This is a genomic window from Segatella hominis (genome assembly GCF_004535825.1).
GTDB classification, from domain to species: Bacteria; Bacteroidota; Bacteroidia; order Bacteroidales; family Bacteroidaceae; genus Prevotella; species Prevotella hominis.
The window spans coordinates 13444-36660 of the sequence record NZ_SGVY01000033.1; the positions used below are offsets into that span (position 1 = coordinate 13444).

The window sequence follows — 23217 nt, forward strand, 5'->3', positions numbered from 1 at the left end:
GACTGTTGTCTATGAAAAGAAAATCAGTTTTGTTCATATTTGTATTCTTCACCTTGATGGCGCAAGCCGTCAGGGTGAATGTACAGAATGCGGTAGATTTCGTGCAGCCTCTCATGGGTTCCGATTCCGACCATGGACTTTCCACAGGCAATACTTATCCTGCCATCGCCATGCCTTGGGGCATGAATTTCTGGGTTCCACAGACAGGAAAGATGGGCGACGGATGGCAATATACCTATGCAGCCAAGAAGATAAGGGGTTTGAAGCAGACGCATCAACCGAGTCCCTGGATTAATGATTACGGTCAGTTTTCATTGATGCCTATTGTGGGCAAACCGGTATTTGATGAGGAGCAGCGTGCCAGCTGGTTCTCTCATAAGGCAGAGAAGGCTACACCTTATTATTATAGTGTCTATCTCGCCGACTATGATGTGACGGCAGAACTCTGTCCTACGGAACGTGCAGCCCTGATGTCCTTCACCTTTCCTCAGACCGATAGTGCTCATGTGGTAGTTGATGCTTTCGACAAGGGCAGCTTCATCAAGGTTCTCCCGAAGGAGCGAAAGGTGGTGGGCTTTTCTACCCGCAATAGTGGAGGTGTTCCTGAGAATTTCAGAAATTACTTCGTCATCGAGTTCGACCATGATTTTGAGGCTTTCGTCAATGTGAAGGATGGTCAATACCAGGGTATGGTTCAGGGCGATTATCAGGAGGCTTACCAGCAGGAAGGCAATCATGTGGGCACCATCATCTCCTTCAAGATTCGTCAGAGAGGCGAGAAGGTTGTGGCTCGTGTGGCTTCTTCCTTCATCAGTGAGTCACAGGCCTGGCAAAACCTTCAGGAATTGGGACAGGCAGATATGCAGCAGCTCTGTCAGCAGGGCAGAAACCGCTGGAATGAGGTGCTCGGCAAGATAGAAGTGGAGGATGAGGACATTGACCATCTCCGTACTTTCTATAGCTGTCTCTACCGCTCCGTTCTCTTCCCTCGTGCCTTCTATGAGAAGAATGTAGCCGGTGAGGTGGTTCACTACAGTCCTTACAACGGAACCGTACAGAAGGGCTATATGTTTACCGATACCGGTTTCTGGGATACTTTCCGCTGCCTTTTCCCACTGCTCAATCTGATGTATCCTTCTGTGAATGAGAAGATTCAGGCGGGTCTTGCCAATACCTATCTCGAGAGCGGATTCCTGCCAGAGTGGGCGAGTCCGGGGCATCGTGGATGTATGGTGGGTAATAATTCAGCTTCAGTAGTAGCCGATGCTTATCTTTCCGGTTTGCGTGGTTATGATGCAGAGACCCTTTGGCAGGCTGTGGTTCATGGAGCCAATGCCGTTCATCCTGAAGTGAATTCTACCGGACGTCATGGTTTTGAGTACTACAATAAGTTGGGCTATGTGCCTTATGATGTGAAGATCAATGAGAGTGTGGCCCGTACCTTGGAATATGCCTATGATGACTGGTGCATCTACCAGTTTGGCAAGGCGCTCGGCAAGTCGAAGAAGGAACTGAAACCTTTTGCCAAGCGAGCGATGAACTATGAGAAGGTGTTCGACAGGGAGAGTGGTCTGATGCGCGGAAGATTGCTGAATGGAAAATTCCAGTCTCCTTTCAATCCGCTCAAGTGGGGCGATGCCTTTACCGAGGGAAATGCCTGGCATTATACCTGGTCGGTATTCCACGATCCTGAAGGACTCATCCGTCTGATGGGCGGAAAGGAGAAGTTCAACCAGATGCTTGACTCGGTATTCCTTCTCCCTCCTGTTTTCGATAATAGCTATTACGGATTTACCATCCATGAAATCAGAGAGATGCAGGTGATGAACATGGGCAATTATGCACACGGCAACCAGCCTATCCAGCACGCCATCTATCTCTATGATTATAGCGGACAACCTTGGAAGTGCCAGTATTGGGTGCGACAGGTGATGGACCGCCTCTACACACCGACACCAGATGGTTATTGCGGCGATGAGGACAACGGTCAGACTTCAGCCTGGTATGTTTTCTCTGCGATGGGCTTCTATCCGGTTTGCCCGGGTTCAGGACAGTATGCATTGGGTACTCCTTACTTCAAGTCTATGAAACTCCATCTGGAGAACGGACAGCAGGTAAGCATACAGTCGGAAGGTGACGGATGCTATGTTGATGACATGCAGATGAACGGAAAGAAGTATGATCTTAATTATCTTGACCTGAATTCCCTGAGACAGGGTGCGCAGATCTCTTTCCGCCTTTCTGAAAAACCGAATTTGCAGAGAGGTATTCTGGAGTCAGATGCGCCATATTCTTTCTCAAAATTCATGAAATAGTATCATTAAAATATATCTTAAATTCAGAAAATGAGAAGAAGATTATTTCCTATATTATTATTGTTGGCTTGTGTGATAGGTGGAGACTATCCACAAGCCGCTTTTGCTCATGATAAAGCTCAGGCAACCTCCAGTCTGACCCAATTTGTCAATCCAAGAATCGGAACGGGCGGTCATGGTCATGTATTCCTCGGTGCCAACGTACCTTTCGGTTATATCCAGTTGGGACCTACTGAGCATACCCGTGGTTGGGACTGGTGTTCCGGTTATCATCAGTCAGACTCCATTCTCATCGGCTTTGGTCATCAGCACCTCAGCGGAACGGGTATCGGAGAATTAGGCGATGTTGCTTTCCTCCCCGTGACAGATGCTCATCAGAAGGAAGTGCTCTTCCATCATGCCAATGAGAATGTTCGTCCGGGCTATTATGCGGTGAAATTGCAGCAGCCGAATGTATGGGTGGAACTTACCGCTACCAAGCGTGCTGGTTTCCATCGCTATACCTTTGGGGCAGACGTGAAGAAGGCACAGTTGGTACTCGACCTTTTCCAGGGTATCGGATGGGATAAACCTACCGATTATGCGCTGGATGAGGTGAAGGAAACTGCAGTGGCTGGTCATCGCTTCTCTACAGGATGGGCGAAGGACCAGAAGAATTTCTTCGTGGCTGAGTTCTCTCAACCGGTTCAAGTACAACCGCTCGATAGTGGACGCTGGCTGGTTCAGGTGGCAGATGCCACCCGCCCTCTGATGATCAAGGTTGGTCTCTCTGCTGTCAGCATTGCCAATGCCCGACAGAATCTGCAAACAGAGATTCCTGACTGGAATTTCCATCAGGTAGTGGCGCAGGCTGACGAGGCATGGAATCGGGAATTGGCTAAGGTGAAGGTGGAAACTTCAGATTCCATTGCCCGCCGCATTTTCTATACAGCCATGTATCATTCGATGACAGCTCCATCCGTATTCTCTGATGTCAACGGAGAATATCGCGGTGCCGACGGTAAGGTGCATCAGGGTGATTTCACCAATTATACCACCCTTTCACTCTGGGATACTTATCGTGCAGCCCATCCGCTGATGACGCTCATTCACAAGGAAATGCTCCCAGACGTGGCAAGTACCTTTATCAATATCTATCGCCAGCAGGGTAAGCTCCCGGTATGGCATCTGATGGGCAATGAGACCGACTGCATGGTGGGCAATCCGGGCATCCCGGTGCTTGCCGACCTTGTGCTCAAAGGTTATGTGAAGGACAAGGAGGGAGCCTATGAGGCCATGAAACAGTCGGCATTGCGTGAAGACAGAGGCCTCGGTCTTCTCAAGAAATATGGTTACCTGCCTTATGACAAGGATCCGGAAATGGAGACTGTGGCTAAGGGACTGGAATATGCGCTGGCTGATGACTGCGTGGCGAAAGTGGCCCGACTCTTAGGCAAGAAGGCGGATGCGAAGTATTTCGCAGAACGTGCCCAGAGTTATCGTAAATACTTCGACCCGAAGACCGGTTTTATGCGTGGCATCGGTACCGACGGCAAGTTCCGCGAACCGTTTAATCCATTCTCAGCCGTTCATCGTCAGGATGATTATACCGAGGGAAATGCCTGGCAATACACCTGGCTCGTTCCGCATGATGTGCATGGACTGGTGAAGCTCTTCGGTAATGAACAGAAATTTGTGACCAAGCTCGACTCCCTTTTCATCGTAACGGGCAATATGGGCGATAATGCCTCTCCTGATATTTCTGGTCTCATCGGACAGTATGCCCACGGTAATGAACCGAGTCATCAGGTACTCTATATGTATAATTATGTAGGTCAGCCTTGGAAGGCAGCCCGTCTTATCCGCCAGACCATGCACGAGATGTATAAGGATGATTTCGACGGTTTGAGTGGAAACGAGGATGTGGGTCAGATGTCAGCCTGGTATATTCTCTCTGCGATGGGACTCTATCAGGTAGAACCTGCAGGCGGCAAGTATATCATCGGCAGTCCGATCATGGACAAGGCTACCATCAGCTTAGGCGACGGCAAGAACTTCTCCATTATCTGCAAGAACAACAGTCCGGAAAATATCTACGTGCAGTCTGCCAAACTCAACGGTAAAACCTATACCAAGTCGTATATCATGTACCAGGATATGATGAAGGGAGGAACCCTCGAACTCCAGATGGGCAATCAGCCATCCAAGTGGGGAACCCGTGGTGCAGATAGACCTTAAAAGAAATCACAATTTAAATCGAAACATAAATAAACCCAGACAATGAGAAAAACAATATTTGCAATAGCTCTGATGTCGGCAATGTCGGCGATGGCACAAGAGCATGCTGAGGTAGATGTTCATGCCCGCTACACTAAGGTGGTAACACCTGTCAATGGCAAGTATGAGTCCAAGCGTCCGCCTGTAGCAGAGCGTCTCTTTACTTCAGAGGCAGTGGAGAAGAAAATCAAGGAAGTACAGAAACTCCTCAAGAAGAATCCGAAACTCGCCTGGATGTTCGCCAACTGTTATCCGAACACGCTGGAAAGTACGGTGCATTATCGCCAGTTGGCTAATGGCGATGACGATACCTTCGTCTATACAGGTGATATTCCTGCCATGTGGCTCCGCGATTCAGGTGCTCAGGTTTGGCCATACGTAGCCCTTGCCAACAAGGATGAGAAATTGAAGAAGATGCTGCGTGGTGTTATCCTGCGCCAGTTGAAGTGCATCAATATCGACCGTTATGCCAATGCCTATAACGACGGACCTACCGGAGCAGGTTGGCAGAAGGATGATACCGAGATGAAGGCAGAGGTTTTCGAGCGCAAGTATGAGATAGACTCTTTCTGTTATCCTATCCGCCTCGCTTACGAGTACTGGAAGGTAACAGGCGATGACTCCATCTTTGGAGAAGACTGGATGCAGGCTATCGGAAATATCCTCAAGACCTTCCATGAGCAGCAGCGCAAGGAAACAGCCAAGGCTTACCACTTTACCCGCATGACCGATCGTGCCTTCGATACCGTGGGCTGGGATGGATTCGGAGCTCCTGTCAAGCCAGTTGGTCTCATTGCTTCCCTGTTCCGTCCTTCAGACGATGCCACGATTCTTCCGTTCCTGATTCCTTCCAATTTCATGGCGGTTTCTGCGATGAACAAGGCGGCTGAAATCCTGAAGCATGTGGCAGAGAAATCAGAGACTGAGCAGAAGAATAAGGCACTCGGGATTGCACAGGATTGTTCTGCCTTGGCAGCCGAAGTAAAGGATGCCTTGCAGAAGTATGCAGTCTATGATCATCCTAAATATGGCAAGATTTATGCGTATGAGGTAGATGGTTTCGGCAACCGCCTTCTGATGGATGATGCCAATGTTCCATCGCTTTTGGGTATGGGCTATTTGGGTGATGTTGAGATGAATGATCCGATCTATCAGAACACCCGCCGTTTCGTATGGAGCGAGGACAATCCTTGTTTCTTCCGTGGCAAGGCAGGCGAGGGTATCGGCGGTCCGCACATCGGTTATGATATGCCTTGGCCGATGTCTATCATGATGAAGTGCTTCACAGCCCAGAGTGATGATGAGATTCGCTGGTGCATGAAGACCCTCCTGAATACCGATGCAGGGATGGGATTCATCCATGAATCTTTCCATAAGGACGATGCTTCGAAATACACCCGTGCTTGGTTTGCATGGCAGAACACCCTCTTCGGAGAGTTGGTCATCAAGCTCATCAATGATGGTAAGGTAGATTTGCTCAACAGTCTCTAATCGATTTCCCAAACAGTCACTAATTGATTTTTCTAAAAAGTAACGACAATGAAAGAAATTAAAATCATAGGTTCTGCTCTTCCCAACATTCCATGGGAAGACAGACCAGAAGGAAGCAGCGTGCCGCTCTGGCGCTATTCCCAGAATCCGATTATCAAGCGTAATCAGCTACCCGACTCCAATAGTATCTTCAATAGTGCAGTAGTTAAGTTTGAGGATGGTTTTGCAGGTGTATTCAGATGTGATGACAAGAATCGCCGTATGACTCTTCATGCCGGTTTCAGCAAGGATGCCGTACATTGGGACATTGATGAGGACACCATCCATTTCGAGTGTGATGATCCTGAGGTAGGAGAGTGGGTTTATGGTTACGACCCTCGTGTGTGCAAGATAGGCGAAAAGTATTATGTCACCTGGTGCAATGGTTATCATGGACCAACGATTGGTGTGGCATGGACAGAGGATTTCAAGACCTTCCATCAGGTAGAGAATGCTTTCCTGCCATACAATCGCAATGGCGTGATGTTTCCTCGCAAGATCAATGGCAAGTTTGCCATGCTGAGTCGTCCGAGTGATACTGGTCATACTGCCTTCGGTGACATCTTCTATAGCGAGTCACCCGACTTGGAGTATTGGGGGCATCATCGTCATGTGATGGCTCCTGCAGCTTTCGAGGAGAGTGCTTGGCAATGTATGAAGATAGGTGCTGGCCCGGTGCCTATTGAGACTTCCGAGGGTTGGTTGTTGCTCTATCATGGTGTGCTCCATTCCTGTAATGGATATGTTTATGCTTTTGGTGCAGCCTTGCTCGATTTGGATGAACCGTGGAAAGTATTGGGCCGTTCAGGTCAGTATTTGATTACTCCTCAGGAGCTCTATGAGTGTGTAGGAGATGTACCTAATGTCTGCTTCCCATGCGCATCTCTCTGTGATGCAGAGACGGGTCGCATAGCTGTATATTATGGTTGTGCAGATACCGTTACCGGATTAGCCTTCGGTTATGTACCGGAAATCATCGACTTCATCCGCCGTACCAATATTATCAAGTAGAATCTTCAGAAAATATATAGATTTTTCATAATCAATATCTATTTCATAAAACAGATTTTTCAATAAGGCTATAAATTGATGTTAAGTTAAGATGTATTATTTATCTAAAAAAAGTTGTTTTTAGGTTTAGTTTAGGTTTATTAAAACCGCTATAGTTTTGCGTGAGCATAGCTATAGCGGTATTTTTTTGAATAAAAAATAAAAAAAATGCATTTTGACTAAGTAGTTTGGTTTTTATTCTTGTTATAAGTGCAGAAAATAGCTAAAAACGAGGAAAAAATCTCAAAAACGGCGAGATACTCAAAAGCAGAAAATAAATTATTAACTATACAATATTAACTTAAACCTTTAAAGTATGAGACTAAATCGACTTTTTAGCGTTGCAATGCTCTCCATTATATTTGGAGGTACAGCAAGTGCTCAACAGCCTTATGGTGGTTGCTGGCATCCGGAACACGTCAAGAACTAGTCCCCAGAAACTGACAAGAATGCCAAGTTCAACCGTTCTAAGGTGCCATTGGCAAAACGTTTCAAGGAGCCTACCTTGATGAAAGCCAATAAAAATCAGTTCTATGAGGGACAGGTATGTAATGCAACCATTCTTTTCCCTACATGTAGTTCTTGCCCATCTCAGGGCGCTAACAACTTCTTGGGATACCAGCCAACTTACTGGCAGTATATGGATAAACTCGTTTATTGGGCAGGTTCTGCCAGCGAGGGTATTATTATTCCTCCACCAGCACCATCTACAGATGCAGCTCACCAGAGTGGTGTGAAATCTCTCGGTCAGATATTCTTCCCTCCTTATGCTTTCGGAGGAAACCAGGCTTGGGTTCGTGAAATGCTTACCAAGGAGAATGGCTCTTACATCTTTGCCAAGAAATTGTATGAAATCGCTAAGTATATGGGCTTCGATGGTTGGTTTATCAACCAGGAGTCTGGTGGCTCTACTCTCTCAGAATGGGCTGGTTTCATCAAAGAGTTTAATGCACTCGCTGATGCAGACGGCAATAGCCACATGGAAATCCAGTGGTACAATGCATCTGGTTCACCAAGTCCAACCATTCTGAAGTCACATAAGAATACTTCTCAGTTCTTGGAGTATGGAGCTAATGGCGATTATCGTAGTCAGGCAAGCCAGCTGGGCTGTACAGAGGAAGAGACTTTCTCTAAGATCTATGCAGGTATCCAGGTGGTAAGTAGTGGTCATACCGGATTCGGTTATTACCTCAACAGATCTATGCCAACGACCGGCCACGTAGGTTCTATTGACTTGTTCTGCCCAGAGGAGCGTATCTGGAAGGATAATGTAAAGAACCTTCTTGGTAGTGATGATACAGGTCCAAGCGCATATGCTGCTATTCAGAAAACCTTTAAAAATGAAGAGCAGATGTGGGTAAATCAGGAAGGTGACCCAACAGTCACATCTACCACATCTTGGCCAGGAATTTCCAACCGCGTATTGGAGCGTTCTACTATCACTAATATGCCTTTCGTCAGCTCATTCTGCGTAGGTGTGGGTAAGCACCGCTTTGTAGAGGGTATCAAGAATGGTACACAAGACTGGTATCATAGTGGTGTACAGAGCATCATGCCAACATGGCGCTGGTGGATAGAGAACAAGGGCAACCTGACAGCTTCTATCAACTGGGATGATGCTTACAACTATGGTTCAAGCATCGAGGTGAGCGGTAGCTTGACAACAGGTGATCACCTCATGCGTCTCTACAAGACGATGATTCCTGTAACATCAGGTGGAACTCTCCGTATTGTTTACAAGACCACTACTCCTGGTAGTGTAGAGATGAAGTTGGCTACAGAGAGTTCTGTCAACCCAGATGTAACTCTGACCGATGCTACAGTAACAGAGAAGAACGGCTGGACCATCGCAGACTACGACTTGACATCACTCAATGGCAAGACCATCTATATGATTGCTCTCAACATGAAGGGTGAGACAGAGGTTCCTTATTATGAGTTGAAACTCGGTGAGCTCGCAGTATTGCCAGCAGGTTATGCTCCTGCATCTGTCGCAGTAGAGAATCTTGCATCAACCACAACTCTCGGTGCAGAAAAGAACGATGTGCGTCTGACATGGGACTATACCTATAACGATGATTTCGATCACTTCGATATCTATAAGAAGCATGAAGATGGCGAGCGCATCTTGGTAGGTCAGACTCGTGGCGAGGCTTTCTATGTTCCTACATTCGTTCGTAATGGCGTAGATAATTTCCTCGAGATGGAAGTAGTTCCAGTGATGAAGGATATGAAGCAGCAGCCTGCTAAGAGCATCAAGCTTGACTATCCTAAGGGTACTGCTCCTGTAGTTACCTTCTCTTTGGGTAAGAGTTACCTCGAAGTTGGTGAAACTACATCTATCACAGCCAAGGGTACAGGTAAACCTACTGCTTGGGAGTGGATTTTGCCAGAGGGCTTGGACTTCAAGCCAGGTACTCCTACTAATGAGGAGACTATCCAGGTAGTGGCTAAGAAGCCAGGTAAGATGAATGTTACTGTAAAGGTTACTAACGTTGTTGGTACTTCTACTACTACAAAGCAAGTTATCGACGTTATTGCTAAAGAAGACGCTGCTACTGTTTACAACGTAGTAAAAGACAAGAAGGTGGTTAGCTACTCTAACTCTACCAACTATAAAGAGACACCTTGGAAGATTATCGATGGCGTAACTTATCCAACCGAAACCAGTGATAAGTGGTGTACATTGCAGAGCGAACGTTGGGCTATCTTCGATTGCCAGAGCGCATATCGTATCTATGGTTTCCGTATCTATGATGGTAACTATGGTCCTGAGAGTGGTGTTGAACAGATCAACAACTATAAGATTCAGTTGTCTAACGACGGTGAGACCTGGACAACAGTGGTTGATGCTGAAAATCGTGTAAGCGAGAGCGTCAAGACCGACTACATTCCTCCTTACAAGGCACGTTACGTGAAGTTGATTCCTGAGGCTAACGGTACTCTCCGTATTTGGGAGTTTGAAGTATATGGTTCTGAGGACAACAATATGTCTATTTCGGTTCCTTCTTCTGAGATGAAGATGAACGCTGGTGAGACACAGAACATCGTTGTAACTTACGACTTGAATGGTGATCCAAGAGATCCTAAATTCTCTTGCCGCGTGAAGTCTTCTGCTGGTTTGAAGGTGGGTACTATCACAGAAGATCAGGCTAACTGCACATTCACTATCCCTGTAACAGCAGGTATGAAGATGGGTGTTGAGAAAGTTACTATCACTGTTGACAATGGTGGTACATATAAGGAGCGTGTTGTGAATATTAGCATCGACTCTAATACACAGCCTAATGTCTTGACAGGTGCTACTGCTGAGGTTCGTCACTATCAGGGTGATGGTGGATTCGGTGTTGCATTCGACAAGTTCGATATCCCTGGCTTGACAGATGGTGACAAGGCTGCTGAGGCTCTTGGAGCAATCGAGACACCTTCTACTCATAAAGATGACGCATGGGCTATCTTTACTGCACCAGAGGGCAAGTCTTGGAATCTCTCTAAGGTTGCTATCCACATCCCTAACAACAACAAGGGTACAAATGATAACGATGAAGCAGGTATCGTCAACAAGGAGATTAGCATCGCTGTAGGTAACGATATCAATAACTTGAAGCGCGTGAAGACATTCTCTGACCTGGGTGAGGTTTCTGAGTTGGAGTACATCTTGCCAGACTTCGAGGAGACTAAGTATATCGCAGTGATCTGTAACTTGAATCCATACTTCTATCCTTCTTTGGCTGAGGTTGAGGCTTATGAGCAGTTTGCTGCTGCTATGCCAGCTGTAGCTCCAGTAGCAGTGACAGGTTGGAATGTGGATGTTATCGCAGAGGGTAAGCCTTCTAAGAGTTTCAGTGATGATATTCTTGACAACCAGGGTTGGGTATTCTACACTGATGGTGTTCAAAAGGAAGGTGCACTTTGTGGCAGCGATGGTATCGTGACAACAGCGAAGGGAACTCAGTTCCAGATGGCAGACTTCAGTCAGAAGAATGCTCTCACTCTCAGATCTTACTACTCAACTGGTAATCTGAACTTCGTGACTCCAGAGAAGTGTGAGGAACTTTACTTCCTCGTTGTTTCAACCAATGGTTCTGGTAGTCTTGTGGCTTGTCCATATTACACAGACGGAACTCATGGTTATAATGATCGTTTCACTCCTCAGGATTGGTTTGCTGAAACTCCATCGGGTAGCGAAGCTGTATATGGTTTGGGTCGTATTATCACAAAACAGAGCCTTCCATATTACAAAGACGATATCGATACAGGCAAGATTCGTCTCTATGAGTACAGTGTAAAGGTTGATAAGTCTAAGGAAGTGAAGTATGTTGAGTTCACGAAAGGCTATGGTGGTGCAGGTATTATCACTGTCTTGGGTATTTCAAGAAAGGGTACTGGCGGTGTAGCTACTGGCATTGAGAATATCGAGAACCGTCCTGCAGTAAATGCAGCAGAAGGCATCTACACAATCAATGGTGTGAAGATCAACAGCTTGCAGAAGGGCATCAACATCATCAAGATGGCTGATGGTACTACAAGAAAGGTTGTTATCAAGTAAATGAGTATTGCTAAGTAATCAATACAGAAGCAATCAATACAAACAATAAAGGGGTAGGATTCACGTCCTACCCCTATTTAATATGAAGCATCATGAAGGCTTTATTTCATGATGATTTTGCTGCATACCGACAGTATTTTATAAACATCGCTGGCAGCCTTATTTTATTTACGACAATTTTAATCTCAGCGAATTGAGCACTACGCTTACGCTGGAGAAGGCCATCAGGGCACTTGCCCACATTGGGGTTATCTGGAAATCAATGCCGAAGATGTGGAGTGCTCCGGCTGCCAACGGGATGCAGATGATGTTGTAGATGAATGCCCAGAAGAGGTTCTGCCAAATCATGTGAACCGTCTTCTGACTCAGTTTTACGGCTTCCGGAAGCGCCAGCAGGTCGTCGCTCATCAGCGTAATCTGCGCCACATCCATCGCCACATCCGTTCCCTTTCCTATCGCCATGCTCACGTTGGCAAGGGCCAGAGCCTGGGTGTCGTTGATTCCGTCGCCCACCATTGCTACCTGCTTGCCTTCGTCCTGAAGTTTCTTTACCAATGCCTGCTTGTCGCCAGGCAGCACCTTGCTCTGGTAATGCTTGATGCCGGCTTTCTCAGCCCAATAATGAGCCGCTTCCTCCTTATCGCCACTCATCATATAGACCTCTATTCCCCTTTCCTGCAACTGCTTCATCGCTTCCTGGGCATGAGGCTTGAGGGTCTCTCTTGTCTCTAAGTCCAAATCCTCCTGCTTGGTGAAATCGATGTTCTGATTAGGAATGGTGAGGGTGCCGGTCTTGTCGATGACGAGGGCGTTGATCTTGTGGAGATTCTCCAGCGCCGACGCGTCCTTGATGAGAATCTGCTTCTGCGCCGCCTTGCCGATGCCTACCATCAGGGCGGTAGGAGTAGCTAAGCCCATGGCGCAAGGACAGGCGATGACCAATACGGCTACGGCTGAAAGGATGGCCTGCGGAAGAGCAGCGTTGCCGCCTATCAGCCACCATATTAAAAAGGTGATGAGGGCGATGGCTGCCACGGCTGGAACGAAAATCAGAGCCGCCTTATCCACGATGCGCTGCACGGGTGCCTTGCTGCCCTGTGCCTCCTGAACCATTCGGATGATGTGCGCCAGGGCGGTGTTCTCGCCAATCTGCTTGGCTCTCATGCGGAGCTTTCCCTGACTCGGAATGGTGCCAGCCAGCACGTTGTCGCCTGCCTTTTTCATCGCCGGAGTCGGTTCGCCGCTGATCATCGCTTCATCTACATAGGCAGCATCGGGAGTCATGAAACTCTCTGCCTGGGTAACCATGCCATCCACCGGAATCTTCTCGCCGGCTCTTACCTCTATCATGTCGCCTATCTGAATGGTGGAAATCGGCACTTCCTCCATCTTGTAGTCGTTGGTGCCTTCTATCTTCTCGTAAGTCACCAGTCGGGCGGTTTTCGGCTGCATTCCCATCAACTGTCGGATGCTGCTCGCCGTACTGTCCTTCGCCTTTTCTTCCAGGCATCTGCCGGTCAGCACGAAGGTGATGATCATCACGGAAGCATCAAAATAAGTGTGCCATTCTATGCCTCTCGCTCCCCATACCATTTCTCCGAAGAAGGTGTTGAAGGTGCTGAAGAGGAAGGCGATGAGGGTGCTGAGTGCTACGAGCGAATCCATGTTTGCCGTATGATGCAGGAGCTGCTTCCAGGCGGAAACATAAAACTGTTTGCCGCAGTAGAGCAGGTTGGCGAGTGCCAGGAGCAGACAGATCTGGTTGGCGAAGGAACTTGTATGGGAAATCCAGCCCATGGAGAAACACATGGTCAGGATGGCGAAGAGCCAGGAAGCCAGGGTTCGGCGGCGCAGGAGGGTGAACTCACGGCGGTTGATTTCCTCCACGCTTCTGTCGTTTTCGATAACGAGGTCGTAGCCGGCGTTGCTGATTTCCCGTTTCATATCTTCCAGAGAGATAATGTCGGGGTCATAATCTACCAGGGCAGTTCGGCTCGCCAGGGAAACCGAGGCGGAGTTGATGCCTTCGAGCGACTGCAGCTTCTTTTCTACATTGGCAGAGCATACGCTGCAAGCCATGCCTATTACAGGAATTGTTTTCTTCATTTTTTGTTCTATTTTAAATCCTATTCTTATTTCTTGCATTTTAAAGTGGGCTCAGTGTTCTAATTCAGTGCTCTAATTCAGTGCTCTAATAATGCAATTAAACATTTAATGTAATTGTTGTAGAAAATACTTCACCCATTTTTCGTATGTTCCAGATACTTCAACAGAAGCAATGTTGGTGAAGTATTTGAAAGAACTGCTCATCAGATTTTTTGAAAGCGAGAGCACAGGTTGTTGGATGACATTCCTATCCATCAAAAAGAGCAGGGTTAGCAACCTGCCTATTCTTCCATTTCCATCGATGAATGGATGAATCATTTCAAATTGATAATGAATGAGCGCCGCCATGATGAGGGCGTCAGTCTGTTCTTCGTAATGGATATAGTTTTCTAAGTCGGCAATAGACTTTGCCATATCCTCATAGACAGGTGGAATGAAGGGAGCAGTTGCCAGTGTGTCATCTTTTGTTCCAAGCCAGATAGGTGAGGTGCGCATCTCACCAGGGTATTTCCTTTCATTGTGCTCACCTTGCATCATTACCCAGTGTACATCCTTGAGCAATCGGCTGCTAATAGGCAGTTTCTGCATGCGTTCTACGGCAAATCTTGTGGCTTGAAGAAGGTTTTGTTCATCTAATTTGCGTTTCTTGTCTTCCTTATCTTCCTTATCATCTGTTTCAAAGAAAGCTAAGGCTAAAGACTTCTTTTCGCCATATACCAGATTCATGGAATTCTCAACTTCTTCCTTCTGCAATGCATCCATATCAGAGAGGTTGCGATTCTTCAATCTTTCATGTGCTTGAGCAAGCAGTGTTTGCATTTCTTCATCCATTTCCAGGTGAATATCCTGCAAAGGGGTTGGGACGAAAGAGCGGTATGCTCTCTCGTCCCTTCCTATAGTTCTGTAATGTCCTTGTCTATCCATTTGAATTCAATTCTTTGAGCGACTGGGCTATATCGCCAGCAATGCCCACACTCTTTTCTGCTATCTCCTGTGGAATATTGAGCTCTTGAGGCATGTTGAGCGTGATATATTTAGCATTCGGCTCACGATAAGCCAGCTGCATGATAGGTAGCTTGATGAGTCGGTTGCGCGAACCAATACCCAACTCTAAGATAACGAGTTTTTTGCCAGAATATTTTGTAAGAAAGTGATGAAAGAGTGTTTTTTTCTTGGGGTCTGGCGCTGCAAAAAGGTCGGTCATGACACCTTCTATCTCGAAGATGCGTTTTTCATCAAACCCTGATTTCTCCAGATGCAAGTCGCCATTGCTGGTAAGGATGAAGTAATCCTTCTGGCCAATCACTTTCATGAGGTCATGCATTACCTGTGAAGGTTGGTAATCGTCTACCCAAAACTTCACCAATCGTCTGTGGAACTCTAAGCGTGCTTCAGCAGTAGGATATTGAAAGTAAAGACCTTCCACAACATTTCTGAAACCATATTGCTGTTGCATGTCGCCAAACTGCCTTCGAAACATCTCGTTGTTGGCAAAGATATGATAGCCCTCGGCGATAGAGAGTCCGTTGCTGGCTCCTATGAGAATGGCATCTGCTTGGGCAATCCATTCTTGGGCAAGAGTGATATTTGCATTCATATTTAATATATCCTTCCTGGTTCGAAACTTGTATCTGATACGATATGATCTGCCGGTTTGCCCAACAGTTTCTTTAATGTCACAGCGATATCTTCCTTAATGGCAATACTCTTTTTGGCAATCTCCCTTGGAACATAAGCATCCTTTGGATTGATTACAGCATAAGTGGCATTGGGCCAGCGATATACCATGTTCATAAATGGCTCCTTGATAAACATTGGAGTCATCATACCCACACCAAGTTCAAGGAAAAGCACTTTCTTGTTCATGTTCTCCTTGAGGAAATTCAGATAGCGTTGCATTTCTTTTCGGTAATAGCTACCCTCCAGAAACTCACGACTGCGCCACCATGGAACCATCTCCGTACCGCAATGTGGACAACGGGGAATCAGGTCGTCGGGCAGTCTGTCACCTTCTATCTTGTCCAGCAACTCATACACCTTTTCCTTGTTGGGATAGATCTCGTCTGTACAAGTATGTTTACACTGCCAGTAGCGGAAATCTCCCTGAATGCGAGTAATCTTCTCGGCAGGGAAGGTGCGGAAAAACTGCGCATCCTGATTGGTGGTGGCAATATAATAGTTCTTGCCTTTGAGTAGTTTAGCCAGATCCTCGTATGGCTCACCCGTATGACACTCATACAAGTATTTGTACTCGCGGAGCAATGCTGCCCATAGCTCCCCTTTTTTGATTTGCGGATGATAAAACAGTGGGAAAAAACCATCAGCATGATATTTCTCGCCCAACTGTCCGGCTATCTGTTTGAATGTGGCATCGCTCATATAATAGAAGCGGAAACCTGCCGCTGCCGATAATCCAGAGGCACCACCCACGATGATGGCTTCTGCCTCCTGAATATTCTTTTTCAGTATTTCTATCAGTGTCATAGTTTCAATACTTGTCCGTCTTCTGGTATCATCAGGCGTTTTTTATCCACCTTTTCGTATTCAGCCTGATTACGGAGAATAGCCCTTGTTGTCTGTCCATGATCTATGGCATCCATATGAACCGCAATAAAACGAATCTGAGGATCGCAGTCCTTCAGCATTTGCATAGCTTCCATTTCATTCATCGTGATATCTCCATCTGTCTTTGATTGTGGAAGGAAAATGTTTCCACCAGTATTGATTACTATATAATCTGGCTTATAGGTTGATACTGCTATCTGGGTCTTCTCATCCCAAATGCAATCGCCCATAATGTAAATGGTTGGCTGTTTCTTGGCTTTGAGAATGTAACCAGAACTTGGTCCCATTTGCTCACCAAGTTGTCCACGTCCATGATTACCTCTGATGCGGATAATGGTGATTCCTTCATACTCAATGCAGTCTGCAATGCCCACTGCACGAGAAAAACCGTCTTTCTCCTTAACCTGCTCTACATCTTCAGTCTGTACGAACCAAGGCATATCCTTGCGAATCAGCTTGGCTGCAGTTTCATCATAATGGTCAGGATGGTTGTGAGTCAAGAGTGTGAAATCCAGTCCATCAAGCACTTCTTCCACGGGCATCGTCAAGTTTACTCGGGGATTTGGATTTACGCCAAGAGCCGACACGGAAGAGCCTTTGGCACCAAGCAATGGATCAACAAGAATTTGCTTACCTGCATATTCCATCTTCAACGTAGCGTTGCGAATGAGGCGGATGTAGTTCTTTGCATTCAACTGAGTAAAAGCAGACATTGAAGTCTGCATTAAAATCATTTTCTTCATACTTATGTGATTTTTATTTTCATTAAATATTTACCTTCATTATTTCGACTGCAAAAGTATGAGAAAATGCTGATTTATCAGATACCAGAAAACCGCTAAAAACTACCAAAATGATAAATCATTCTCATTCATACACACCATTTTTATAGTCCTCTTGGAATTCTCTGCATGTCTTGCCCGTCTGCTGCTTGAAAAAACGCATCAGGTGGGGTGGTTCGGAGAAACTGAAAGCGTAGGCTATCTCACTTATAGACTTGCTGGTGAACAGAAGCTCGTTTTTGATTTCTGCCAGCAGTCGCTGTTTCAGCAAATAGGTAGCCGACACTCCATACTGCGCCATCACGCTATGGTTCAGGGTGATGCGGCTAATCTTGAGCAGTGAGGCGTAGTCCTGCACACGTTGCAACTTCCAGATGTGGGTTTCCATCAATTCCACAAACTGAAAGGCATAATAATTCTTAGGAGCAGCTAGAGGCAATTGATGTTCAAGGGTGTAATGGCGATTCATGATTGCCAGCAGATAGTAGAGTACGCTGACGATGATGTTGTAGCTGTCGGATTGAGGCTGCCGAAGCTCTGCCCGTATTTTCTTGAGCAGCCGCTGATATTCTTCGCATTTATTTTCTGAACACATCAAATAGGGCGGTGTTTCGGTCTGCTGGCAGTATTGCAGTCGATAGACAAAGAATTTGTCGGCAATGAAGGTTCGCATAAAATCTTCACGGAATATCAAAAACTCGTAGTCGAGAGCCGCCTCATCAATGTGCCATTCCTGCTGCTGGTGTGGCTTCACAATGAGCACCATGCCGTCTTTCAGGTTTATCTTCCTGTAGTCTATCAGCACGTAGCCATTAGCTTTCTTGATGAAAAATATTTCGAAGAAGTCGGTCTTGAACACTTCATGCTCCGTAAGCACCCAAGGGCACTCTCCGCCATAAGCTGTGTTGATGTAGAAATCTACGCCGCAATCCGTCTTATTGAATGGCACTTCTACCAGACGCTGTCTTTGCTTTGCCATAATCTTAATCTTTAATCTGAAGTTTCGCAAGTGAATAAATATCTACTTGCCTGTTTATAAATATACATTATGTGGCGTATGGGCAACAGAAAATGATAGCCCATATCTTGTCCGTTACGGATAAGCAGAAGCATTGATATCTGCTCTCCAGCCTGCAAAATTACAAATTAATTATGACCACCGCAAGATTTATGGAAGAAATAACCCGATGGATAGATGAAAATCATTATAATAGGGTAGATGAAAAATGCGATGATTCAGGTAAGGGCACAAAAAAAGGCAGGTTTCAAATTGCTTTGGAATCTGCCCTCAATCATTTATGCGAAATTATTATTTGACTTCAATATTCTTGGTAGCCTTTGTCTCCTCCTTAGGAGTAAGCTTTGGAATCTGAACCTCAAGAACACCATCAGCTACCTTTGCTGAAATCTTCTCACGGTCGGCATCCTCAGGGAGTGTGTAGGCCTGCTGGTAGTTGCTGTAAGAGAACTCACGGCGCAGATAGTGCTCGTGCTTATCTTCATTCTTGTGCTCCATCTTGTTCTCGATGGCGATGTTCAGATTACCATCATTGTCGATGTTTACACGAACCCACTCCTTCTTCAAGCCAGGAGCTGCAACCTCCATGATGTAATCTTTATCTGTCTCCTTGATATTAGTGGCAGGAGCTGTAGCATTCATACGTGGTGTTGCTTCTGTATCAAAGAATACATCATCAAAGATGTTACTCAACCAATCTGAATTATTATTTCTACGTGCTAACAACATAATTAAAACCTCCAATTTTTATTTTACTCGTCCTCTCGGTTCCTTGCGGCTCCGTCGGGATTTCTGTTTGTTATTTATTATTTATTATTATTGATAATGTTATTTTTATCTTTTCTTTTCGATTGCCTTTGCCTCAAGACTCCGTCGTTCTTTCGAACTTCTTCATCTTTTAGCTTCAGCTTTCACTCTCATGTTGAGCAACTTGCGTGCCAGCGGCTGATATATGACAAAGTTGACATAATAAGCTAAATAATTTAAACTTTGCTGCCAATTTGTGCGGTGGTTTCAAAAAAAGATGTAACTTTGTCACCGAGATTAAAAACAATCACAAGAACAAAGATTATAACATTTAAGAAAAATGAAGAATTCTTCGGCTTATTCCTTGAGTTTCTCTTTATCTAATAAAGGTAATAGGGAAGGAACGGAAGTTGCGCAGGTTTACATCCGTAGAATGGATGATGCTGAGGGACCGATCAAGACCTTGAAAGCCTTCAAGCGCATTGTTTTGAAAGCGGGCGAGAAGCAACAGGTACCTTAGGATGAGTTGGTTATTGTAATTGCAATCTTAATCTTTCCTAATTATTCACGCTAACCCATATTATAATGAAGTATTTTTCATATATTTGCACATTATAATTAAGTATATAAGTATGTCTAAGAGTACAATGGCAAACAAACTTCCCAGGAAGTTGTTGCAAAAAATGGCTATCGTTGGCGAGCAAATCAAGTTGGCTAGGCTACGTCGAAACCTAAGCATGGCACAGGTGGCTGAAAGGGCTACATGCTCGGAGGTAACTTTATGCAAGGTGGAAAAGGGGATGCCGACAGTGTCAATAGGCATCTACCTGCGAGTGTTGTATGCACTACAGTTGGACGATGACATTCTGCTGCTTGCCAAGGATGACAAACTCGGCAGGTCCTTGCAAGACTTGGGGTTGAAAAATCGTCAAAGGGCAACTAAAAAAGAATAAGGAATGGAGAAACTGTTCGTTTTTGGAGATTTCAACTGGCTGCAGGAGCCAGAGTTTATAGGGGAACTATGTTACGAAAAGTTACGTGGTTCGGATAGTTATGCCTTCAAGTTTGACAACGATTGGCTCAACCTTCATGCAGGAATCAAACTCTCGGAAGACATCAACAACTATCCCGGCATGCAATACACCTTGCCTGGCAATGATATTTTTGGATGTTTTGCCGACGCTTTGCCTGATAGATGGGGAAGGACTCTCCTCAAGAGGAGGGAGCAGTTGCAAGCAGAGGAAGAGCAAAGGGCTCCACGTAACCTGTCTTCTTTCGATTACTTGGTGGGTATTGATGATTTCTCCCGAATGGGTGGTTTCAGGTTTAAGAAAGAAAAGGATGGGGGGTTCATCAATGTTTCTCCTTCTCTAAAAATTCCACCATTGACGGAAATACGAGAGCTTATTTATGCCAGTCAAGAGATAGAAAAATGTGAGGAGGAAGATGTCATGCCTGAAAAGAAGTGGATTGCCCAGCTGATACAGCCAGGAACATCACTTGGTGGCGCAAGACCGAAGGCAGGCGTATTGGATGAGGAAGGCAGGCTCTGCATCGCCAAATTCCCATCTCGGAATGACGATTATGATGCAGGATTATGGGAGCATTTCTCTCATCTGCTGGCCCTACAAGCTGGTATCCATGTGGCAGAGACTCGTTTGTGGGGAGGATTGGGTAAGTATCATACCCTCTTATCCAAGCGTTTTGACAGAACGGATGAAGGCCGGAGAATCCATTTTGCCTCCTGTATGTCTTTGCTGGGACTTAAAGATGGAGACAACGCACAAGGTGGTTACGGTTATCTGGATATTGTGGATTTCATTCTACAAGGATGCTGTGATGTAGAGACGAATTTACGGGAGCTCTATCGTAGGGTCGCCTTCAATATTTGCATAGGTAACTCAGACGATCATTTCCGCAACCATGGATTCTTGTTGACACCCAAAGGATGGACGCTCTCCCCGGCCTACGACATGAATCCAACCAACAATTTATACCAAAGCTTGCTTATCAATGCCGTTTCCAATAAGGCGGACATTCAAGTGCTGTTGGAGTCATGTGAGGATTATATGATTAATCGAAAGGTGGCTCAGGGCATCATCAAGGATGTACAAACTGCCGTGAGCAATTGGGAAGCTCTTGCCAAGCAATTGCAAATTCCACAAAGAGAGCAAGCAATGTTTAAGGATAGGTTCAAGTTTAACCTAAATTATAATGAAAGTATTTGAATATTTACTTCATTATAATTTGGGTTATACTGTTCGAATTAAGAGAAAAGAGCTCACTTTAAAAAGGGGCATATTTTGAATCCAGCATGACCAGTGTGGTCATGCTGAGTGAAACATAGCAATTGGCTCCGCTGGTGAATATCTTTCGAGAAATTGCCATGAAATATAAACATTTTAAACAGGCCTTACTTTTTAAAGTGGGCTCATACTTCCAGATTCGGGAAATAAAACGAGAGCATCCAGCTTAAGAAAAGCCTCCCATTTTTGGCAGTAAAGTATAAATATTTTAAACTTTACTGCCAATTTCCTTCTTTTATTCTTCTTCAATCCTTCTTTAATCCTTCTTTATCTTCTTTGATAATCCAGTCTCCGATGGTTCGCTGGTTGCTGTCATAGTTGACACCTACTTTTACCAGTCGTTTGCCGTTGGCTGAATAAGGAATCAGGTATCCCTTTTCTTCTATCTGCCTGATGGCTTCTTCTGCCGAACCATCATACTTCAGTTCGAAGACATAGGTGGTGTCTGGCAGTTGGAGCACAGCATCGGCTCTGCCTATGGCACTATCTTCTTCTACCTTGATAAGGGCGCCCATCAGATTGAAAATCAGATAGAAAACCGTCTGAAAATCTCTTTCGTTCTTATTCGACAGGCGGTTGGAAATGCTGGAGAGATAAGCCTTCAGGCGAACCATGGCACCCTCAAGATCATTTTCGTAAAGCATTTCTACAAATTCATTCACCAGTCCGTTGTTGTCGATGGATAAGGGTGACAGATAGTTGGGAGCCAGACTCTTGAGCATTCCGATCTTGACTTCCTGGTTTGGGTAGCCCAACCTGTAACTCTTGGTGATGGGACTGTATTTCTTGATGGTAAGATAACCGCTCTGATAGAGCAATGGCAGGGCTGAGGTTACCTGCTCAGGCGACACATCGAAGTCGTCAACACTAGCTCCCTTTCTCTCAATCTCCATCACGTTGACATGGTGTTTCTGCAGGGTTTTGATCAGATAGGTTGGTGTTCCCGATCCAAACCAGTAGGAATCTATCTTCTGACTGTTCATTGCCCTGATCAGACTGAACGGATTGAATACATCTTCTGCATGTTCGCTGAAATGGTAGCCATCGTAATACTGTCGTAATTCTTCCAGGCATTGTTCGTATGTCAGGCCGAGCGCTCTTCCCAATCCTTCCACATCTGGTTTCATTGCGGTGGTAAGTTCTGTCTTACTGATGCCACAGATGGCAGAATATTGGTCGAGCATGCTGATGTTGTCGAGGTTGTTGAGTTCGCTGAAGATGCTGAGCTGTGAGAATTTGGTAATGCCTGTGATGAACGTAAATTCCAGATAGGGGTCGAGTTTCTTCAGCGGACTGTAGAAATTCTGCATGATGAGCCTTAGCTGCTTCAGATTATCTTTTTCGTGAACTACATCAAGCAAAGGGGCGTCGTATTCATCGATGGTGACAACCGCTTTTTTGCCAGTCTGCTGATAAGCCCGCTTAATAATACCTTCCAGTCTTTCATTAGGGTGAATCTCGCCTTCCCCCTTACCATAAAGTTCTTCGTAAGGTAAAAGTTCTAGATTAAGATAATTCTTCAAGGCATCAGCATCAAAATGCTTGGCGCCGCTCATATCGAAATGGAGCACAGGATGCTTCACCCATTCTTTCTCATAGTCGGCGATGGCTAATCCTTCGAAAAGTTCCTTCTTGCCCTCGAAATAAGCCTGGAGCGTAGAGGCAAAAAGCGACTTGCCGAATCGCCTAGGACGACTCAGAAAAATATATTTCATACCTTTTTCTCTAAAATCCACAATGTATTTAGTCTTATCTATATAGAGATAATTTTTCGTGCGGATTTCTTCAAAAGTCTGTATTCCTACAGGATATTTATTTACGATTTCTGCCATATTCTCACTTGATTTTACGTTTCACGCTGCTAAGTTACAAATATTTTTTGGAATATAGGCAGCGATTAAGTTTTTTTTTGCGTGGTATTTCGTATAAGCGGAATTGTTTTTGAATGTTTTTCCCAAAAAGGTTTGTGATTTCAGGAATAATGGCTAATTTT

General features: G+C 45.4%; 16 protein-coding genes. 8 read left to right on the forward strand and 8 right to left on the reverse strand.

Translation table 11 applies throughout. The features are described from left to right. Positions 1–11: 11 nt before the first annotated feature. The 5 genes from EXN75_RS11720 to EXN75_RS11740 all read left to right on the forward strand — a co-directional run bounded on the left by EXN75_RS11720 (position 12) and on the right by EXN75_RS11740 (position 11700). Positions 12–2315: a GH92 family glycosyl hydrolase gene (locus EXN75_RS11720; RefSeq protein WP_134843962.1), complete on the forward strand. Its 2304-nt coding sequence runs from the start codon at positions 12–14 to the stop codon at positions 2313–2315. 30 nt (positions 2316–2345) lie between these two features. Then, positions 2346–4532, forward strand: coding sequence for a GH92 family glycosyl hydrolase (locus tag EXN75_RS11725; protein WP_134843963.1), 2187 nt, complete (start codon positions 2346–2348; stop codon positions 4530–4532). Between the two features lie 42 nt (positions 4533–4574). Beyond that, positions 4575–6062, forward strand: coding sequence for a glycoside hydrolase family 125 protein (locus EXN75_RS11730; protein WP_118117711.1), 1488 nt, complete (start codon positions 4575–4577; stop codon positions 6060–6062). A gap of 48 nt (positions 6063–6110) precedes the next feature. After that, complete coding sequence (locus tag EXN75_RS11735; protein WP_134843964.1) at positions 6111–7112, forward strand: glycoside hydrolase family 130 protein; 1002 nt, start codon at positions 6111–6113, stop codon at positions 7110–7112. A gap of 547 nt (positions 7113–7659) precedes the next feature. Next, positions 7660–11700: an endo-beta-N-acetylglucosaminidase gene (locus EXN75_RS11740; protein WP_246031387.1), complete on the forward strand. Its 4041-nt coding sequence runs from the start codon at positions 7660–7662 to the stop codon at positions 11698–11700. A 168-nt stretch (positions 11701–11868) separates the two neighbouring features. Here the strand turns inward: EXN75_RS11740 and EXN75_RS11745 are convergent, their stop codons facing one another. From EXN75_RS11745 to EXN75_RS11775, 7 genes are all read right to left on the reverse strand, one after another. Continuing rightward, positions 11869–13806: a heavy metal translocating P-type ATPase gene (locus EXN75_RS11745; protein ID WP_134843965.1), complete on the reverse strand. Its 1938-nt coding sequence runs from the start codon at positions 13804–13806 to the stop codon at positions 11869–11871. 105 nt (positions 13807–13911) lie between these two features. Next, positions 13912–14730: a Fic family protein gene (locus tag EXN75_RS11750; protein WP_134843966.1), complete on the reverse strand. Its 819-nt coding sequence runs from the start codon at positions 14728–14730 to the stop codon at positions 13912–13914. After that, on the reverse strand, positions 14723–15403 hold the full coding sequence (locus tag EXN75_RS11755; protein WP_134843967.1) for an SIR2 family NAD-dependent protein deacylase: 681 nt from the start codon (positions 15401–15403) through the stop codon (positions 14723–14725). The genes EXN75_RS11750 and EXN75_RS11755 overlap by 8 nt, the downstream gene beginning before the upstream one ends. Positions 15404–15405: 2 nt before the next feature. Next, the gene (locus EXN75_RS11760) at positions 15406–16290 is read right to left on the reverse strand and encodes an SIR2 family NAD-dependent protein deacylase (RefSeq protein ID WP_134843968.1); all 885 of its coding nucleotides are present in this window, start codon (positions 16288–16290) and stop codon (positions 15406–15408) included. Beyond that, positions 16287–17114, reverse strand: coding sequence for an MBL fold metallo-hydrolase (locus EXN75_RS11765; protein ID WP_342776614.1), 828 nt, complete (start codon positions 17112–17114; stop codon positions 16287–16289). The genes EXN75_RS11760 and EXN75_RS11765 overlap by 4 nt, the downstream gene beginning before the upstream one ends. Before the next feature lie 124 nt (positions 17115–17238). Next, entirely contained in the window at positions 17239–18132 is an 894-nt protein-coding gene (locus EXN75_RS11770; RefSeq protein ID WP_134843969.1) for a helix-turn-helix domain-containing protein, read from the reverse strand. A 330-nt stretch (positions 18133–18462) separates the two neighbouring features. Continuing rightward, positions 18463–18900, reverse strand: a complete 438-nt coding sequence (locus EXN75_RS11775) for an Hsp20/alpha crystallin family protein (RefSeq protein ID WP_134843970.1) — start codon at positions 18898–18900, stop codon at positions 18463–18465. Between the two features lie 358 nt (positions 18901–19258). Here EXN75_RS11775 and EXN75_RS11780 point away from each other — a divergent pair, with 358 nt between their 5' ends. From EXN75_RS11780 to EXN75_RS11790, 3 genes are all read left to right on the forward strand, one after another. Then, complete coding sequence (locus EXN75_RS11780) at positions 19259–19438, forward strand: fibronectin type III-like domain-contianing protein (RefSeq protein WP_134843971.1); 180 nt, start codon at positions 19259–19261, stop codon at positions 19436–19438. Between the two features lie 112 nt (positions 19439–19550). After that, positions 19551–19871 carry a helix-turn-helix domain-containing protein gene (locus tag EXN75_RS11785; protein ID WP_118120331.1) on the forward strand — a complete coding sequence of 107 codons (321 nt, stop codon included), beginning with the start codon at positions 19551–19553 and terminating at the stop codon, positions 19869–19871. Between the two features lie 3 nt (positions 19872–19874). Beyond that, complete coding sequence (locus EXN75_RS11790; RefSeq protein ID WP_118120329.1) at positions 19875–21146, forward strand: type II toxin-antitoxin system HipA family toxin; 1272 nt, start codon at positions 19875–19877, stop codon at positions 21144–21146. Between the two features lie 323 nt (positions 21147–21469). On the opposite strand, the gene EXN75_RS11795 is transcribed toward EXN75_RS11790, so the two are convergent. Further along, positions 21470–23056 (reverse strand): ATP-binding protein, encoded by a 1587-nt coding sequence (locus EXN75_RS11795; protein WP_134843972.1) that lies wholly within the window; start codon positions 23054–23056, stop codon positions 21470–21472. Positions 23057–23217 lie beyond the last annotated feature (161 nt).

What these genes read in the sequence shown, in the direction of transcription:
- EXN75_RS11740 (WP_246031387.1), top strand. Translation starts at nt 7,660, where the DNA reads ATGAAAGCCAATAAAAATCAGTTCTATGAGGGACAGGTATGTAATGCA.
- EXN75_RS11785 (WP_118120331.1), top strand. Translation starts at nt 19,551, where the DNA reads ATGTCTAAGAGTACAATGGCAAACAAACTTCCCAGGAAGTTGTTGCAA.
- EXN75_RS11750 (WP_134843966.1), bottom strand. Translation starts at nt 14,730, where the DNA reads ATGGATAGACAAGGACATTACAGAACTATAGGAAGGGACGAGAGAGCA.
- EXN75_RS11760 (WP_134843968.1), bottom strand. Translation starts at nt 16,290, where the DNA reads ATGACACTGATAGAAATACTGAAAAAGAATATTCAGGAGGCAGAAGCC.
- EXN75_RS11720 (WP_134843962.1), top strand. Translation starts at nt 12, where the DNA reads ATGAAAAGAAAATCAGTTTTGTTCATATTTGTATTCTTCACCTTGATG.
- EXN75_RS11780 (WP_134843971.1), top strand. Translation starts at nt 19,259, where the DNA reads ATGAAGAATTCTTCGGCTTATTCCTTGAGTTTCTCTTTATCTAATAAA.
- EXN75_RS11735 (WP_134843964.1), top strand. Translation starts at nt 6,111, where the DNA reads ATGAAAGAAATTAAAATCATAGGTTCTGCTCTTCCCAACATTCCATGG.
- EXN75_RS11765 (WP_342776614.1), bottom strand. Translation starts at nt 17,114, where the DNA reads ATGAAGAAAATGATTTTAATGCAGACTTCAATGTCTGCTTTTACTCAG.
- EXN75_RS11795 (WP_134843972.1), bottom strand. Translation starts at nt 23,056, where the DNA reads ATGGCAGAAATCGTAAATAAATATCCTGTAGGAATACAGACTTTTGAA.
- EXN75_RS11745 (WP_134843965.1), bottom strand. Translation starts at nt 13,806, where the DNA reads ATGAAGAAAACAATTCCTGTAATAGGCATGGCTTGCAGCGTATGCTCT.
- EXN75_RS11755 (WP_134843967.1), bottom strand. Translation starts at nt 15,403, where the DNA reads ATGAATGCAAATATCACTCTTGCCCAAGAATGGATTGCCCAAGCAGAT.
- EXN75_RS11725 (WP_134843963.1), top strand. Translation starts at nt 2,346, where the DNA reads ATGAGAAGAAGATTATTTCCTATATTATTATTGTTGGCTTGTGTGATA.
- EXN75_RS11790 (WP_118120329.1), top strand. Translation starts at nt 19,875, where the DNA reads ATGGAGAAACTGTTCGTTTTTGGAGATTTCAACTGGCTGCAGGAGCCA.
- EXN75_RS11775 (WP_134843970.1), bottom strand. Translation starts at nt 18,900, where the DNA reads ATGTTGTTAGCACGTAGAAATAATAATTCAGATTGGTTGAGTAACATC.
- EXN75_RS11730 (WP_118117711.1), top strand. Translation starts at nt 4,575, where the DNA reads ATGAGAAAAACAATATTTGCAATAGCTCTGATGTCGGCAATGTCGGCG.
- EXN75_RS11770 (WP_134843969.1), bottom strand. Translation starts at nt 18,132, where the DNA reads ATGGCAAAGCAAAGACAGCGTCTGGTAGAAGTGCCATTCAATAAGACG.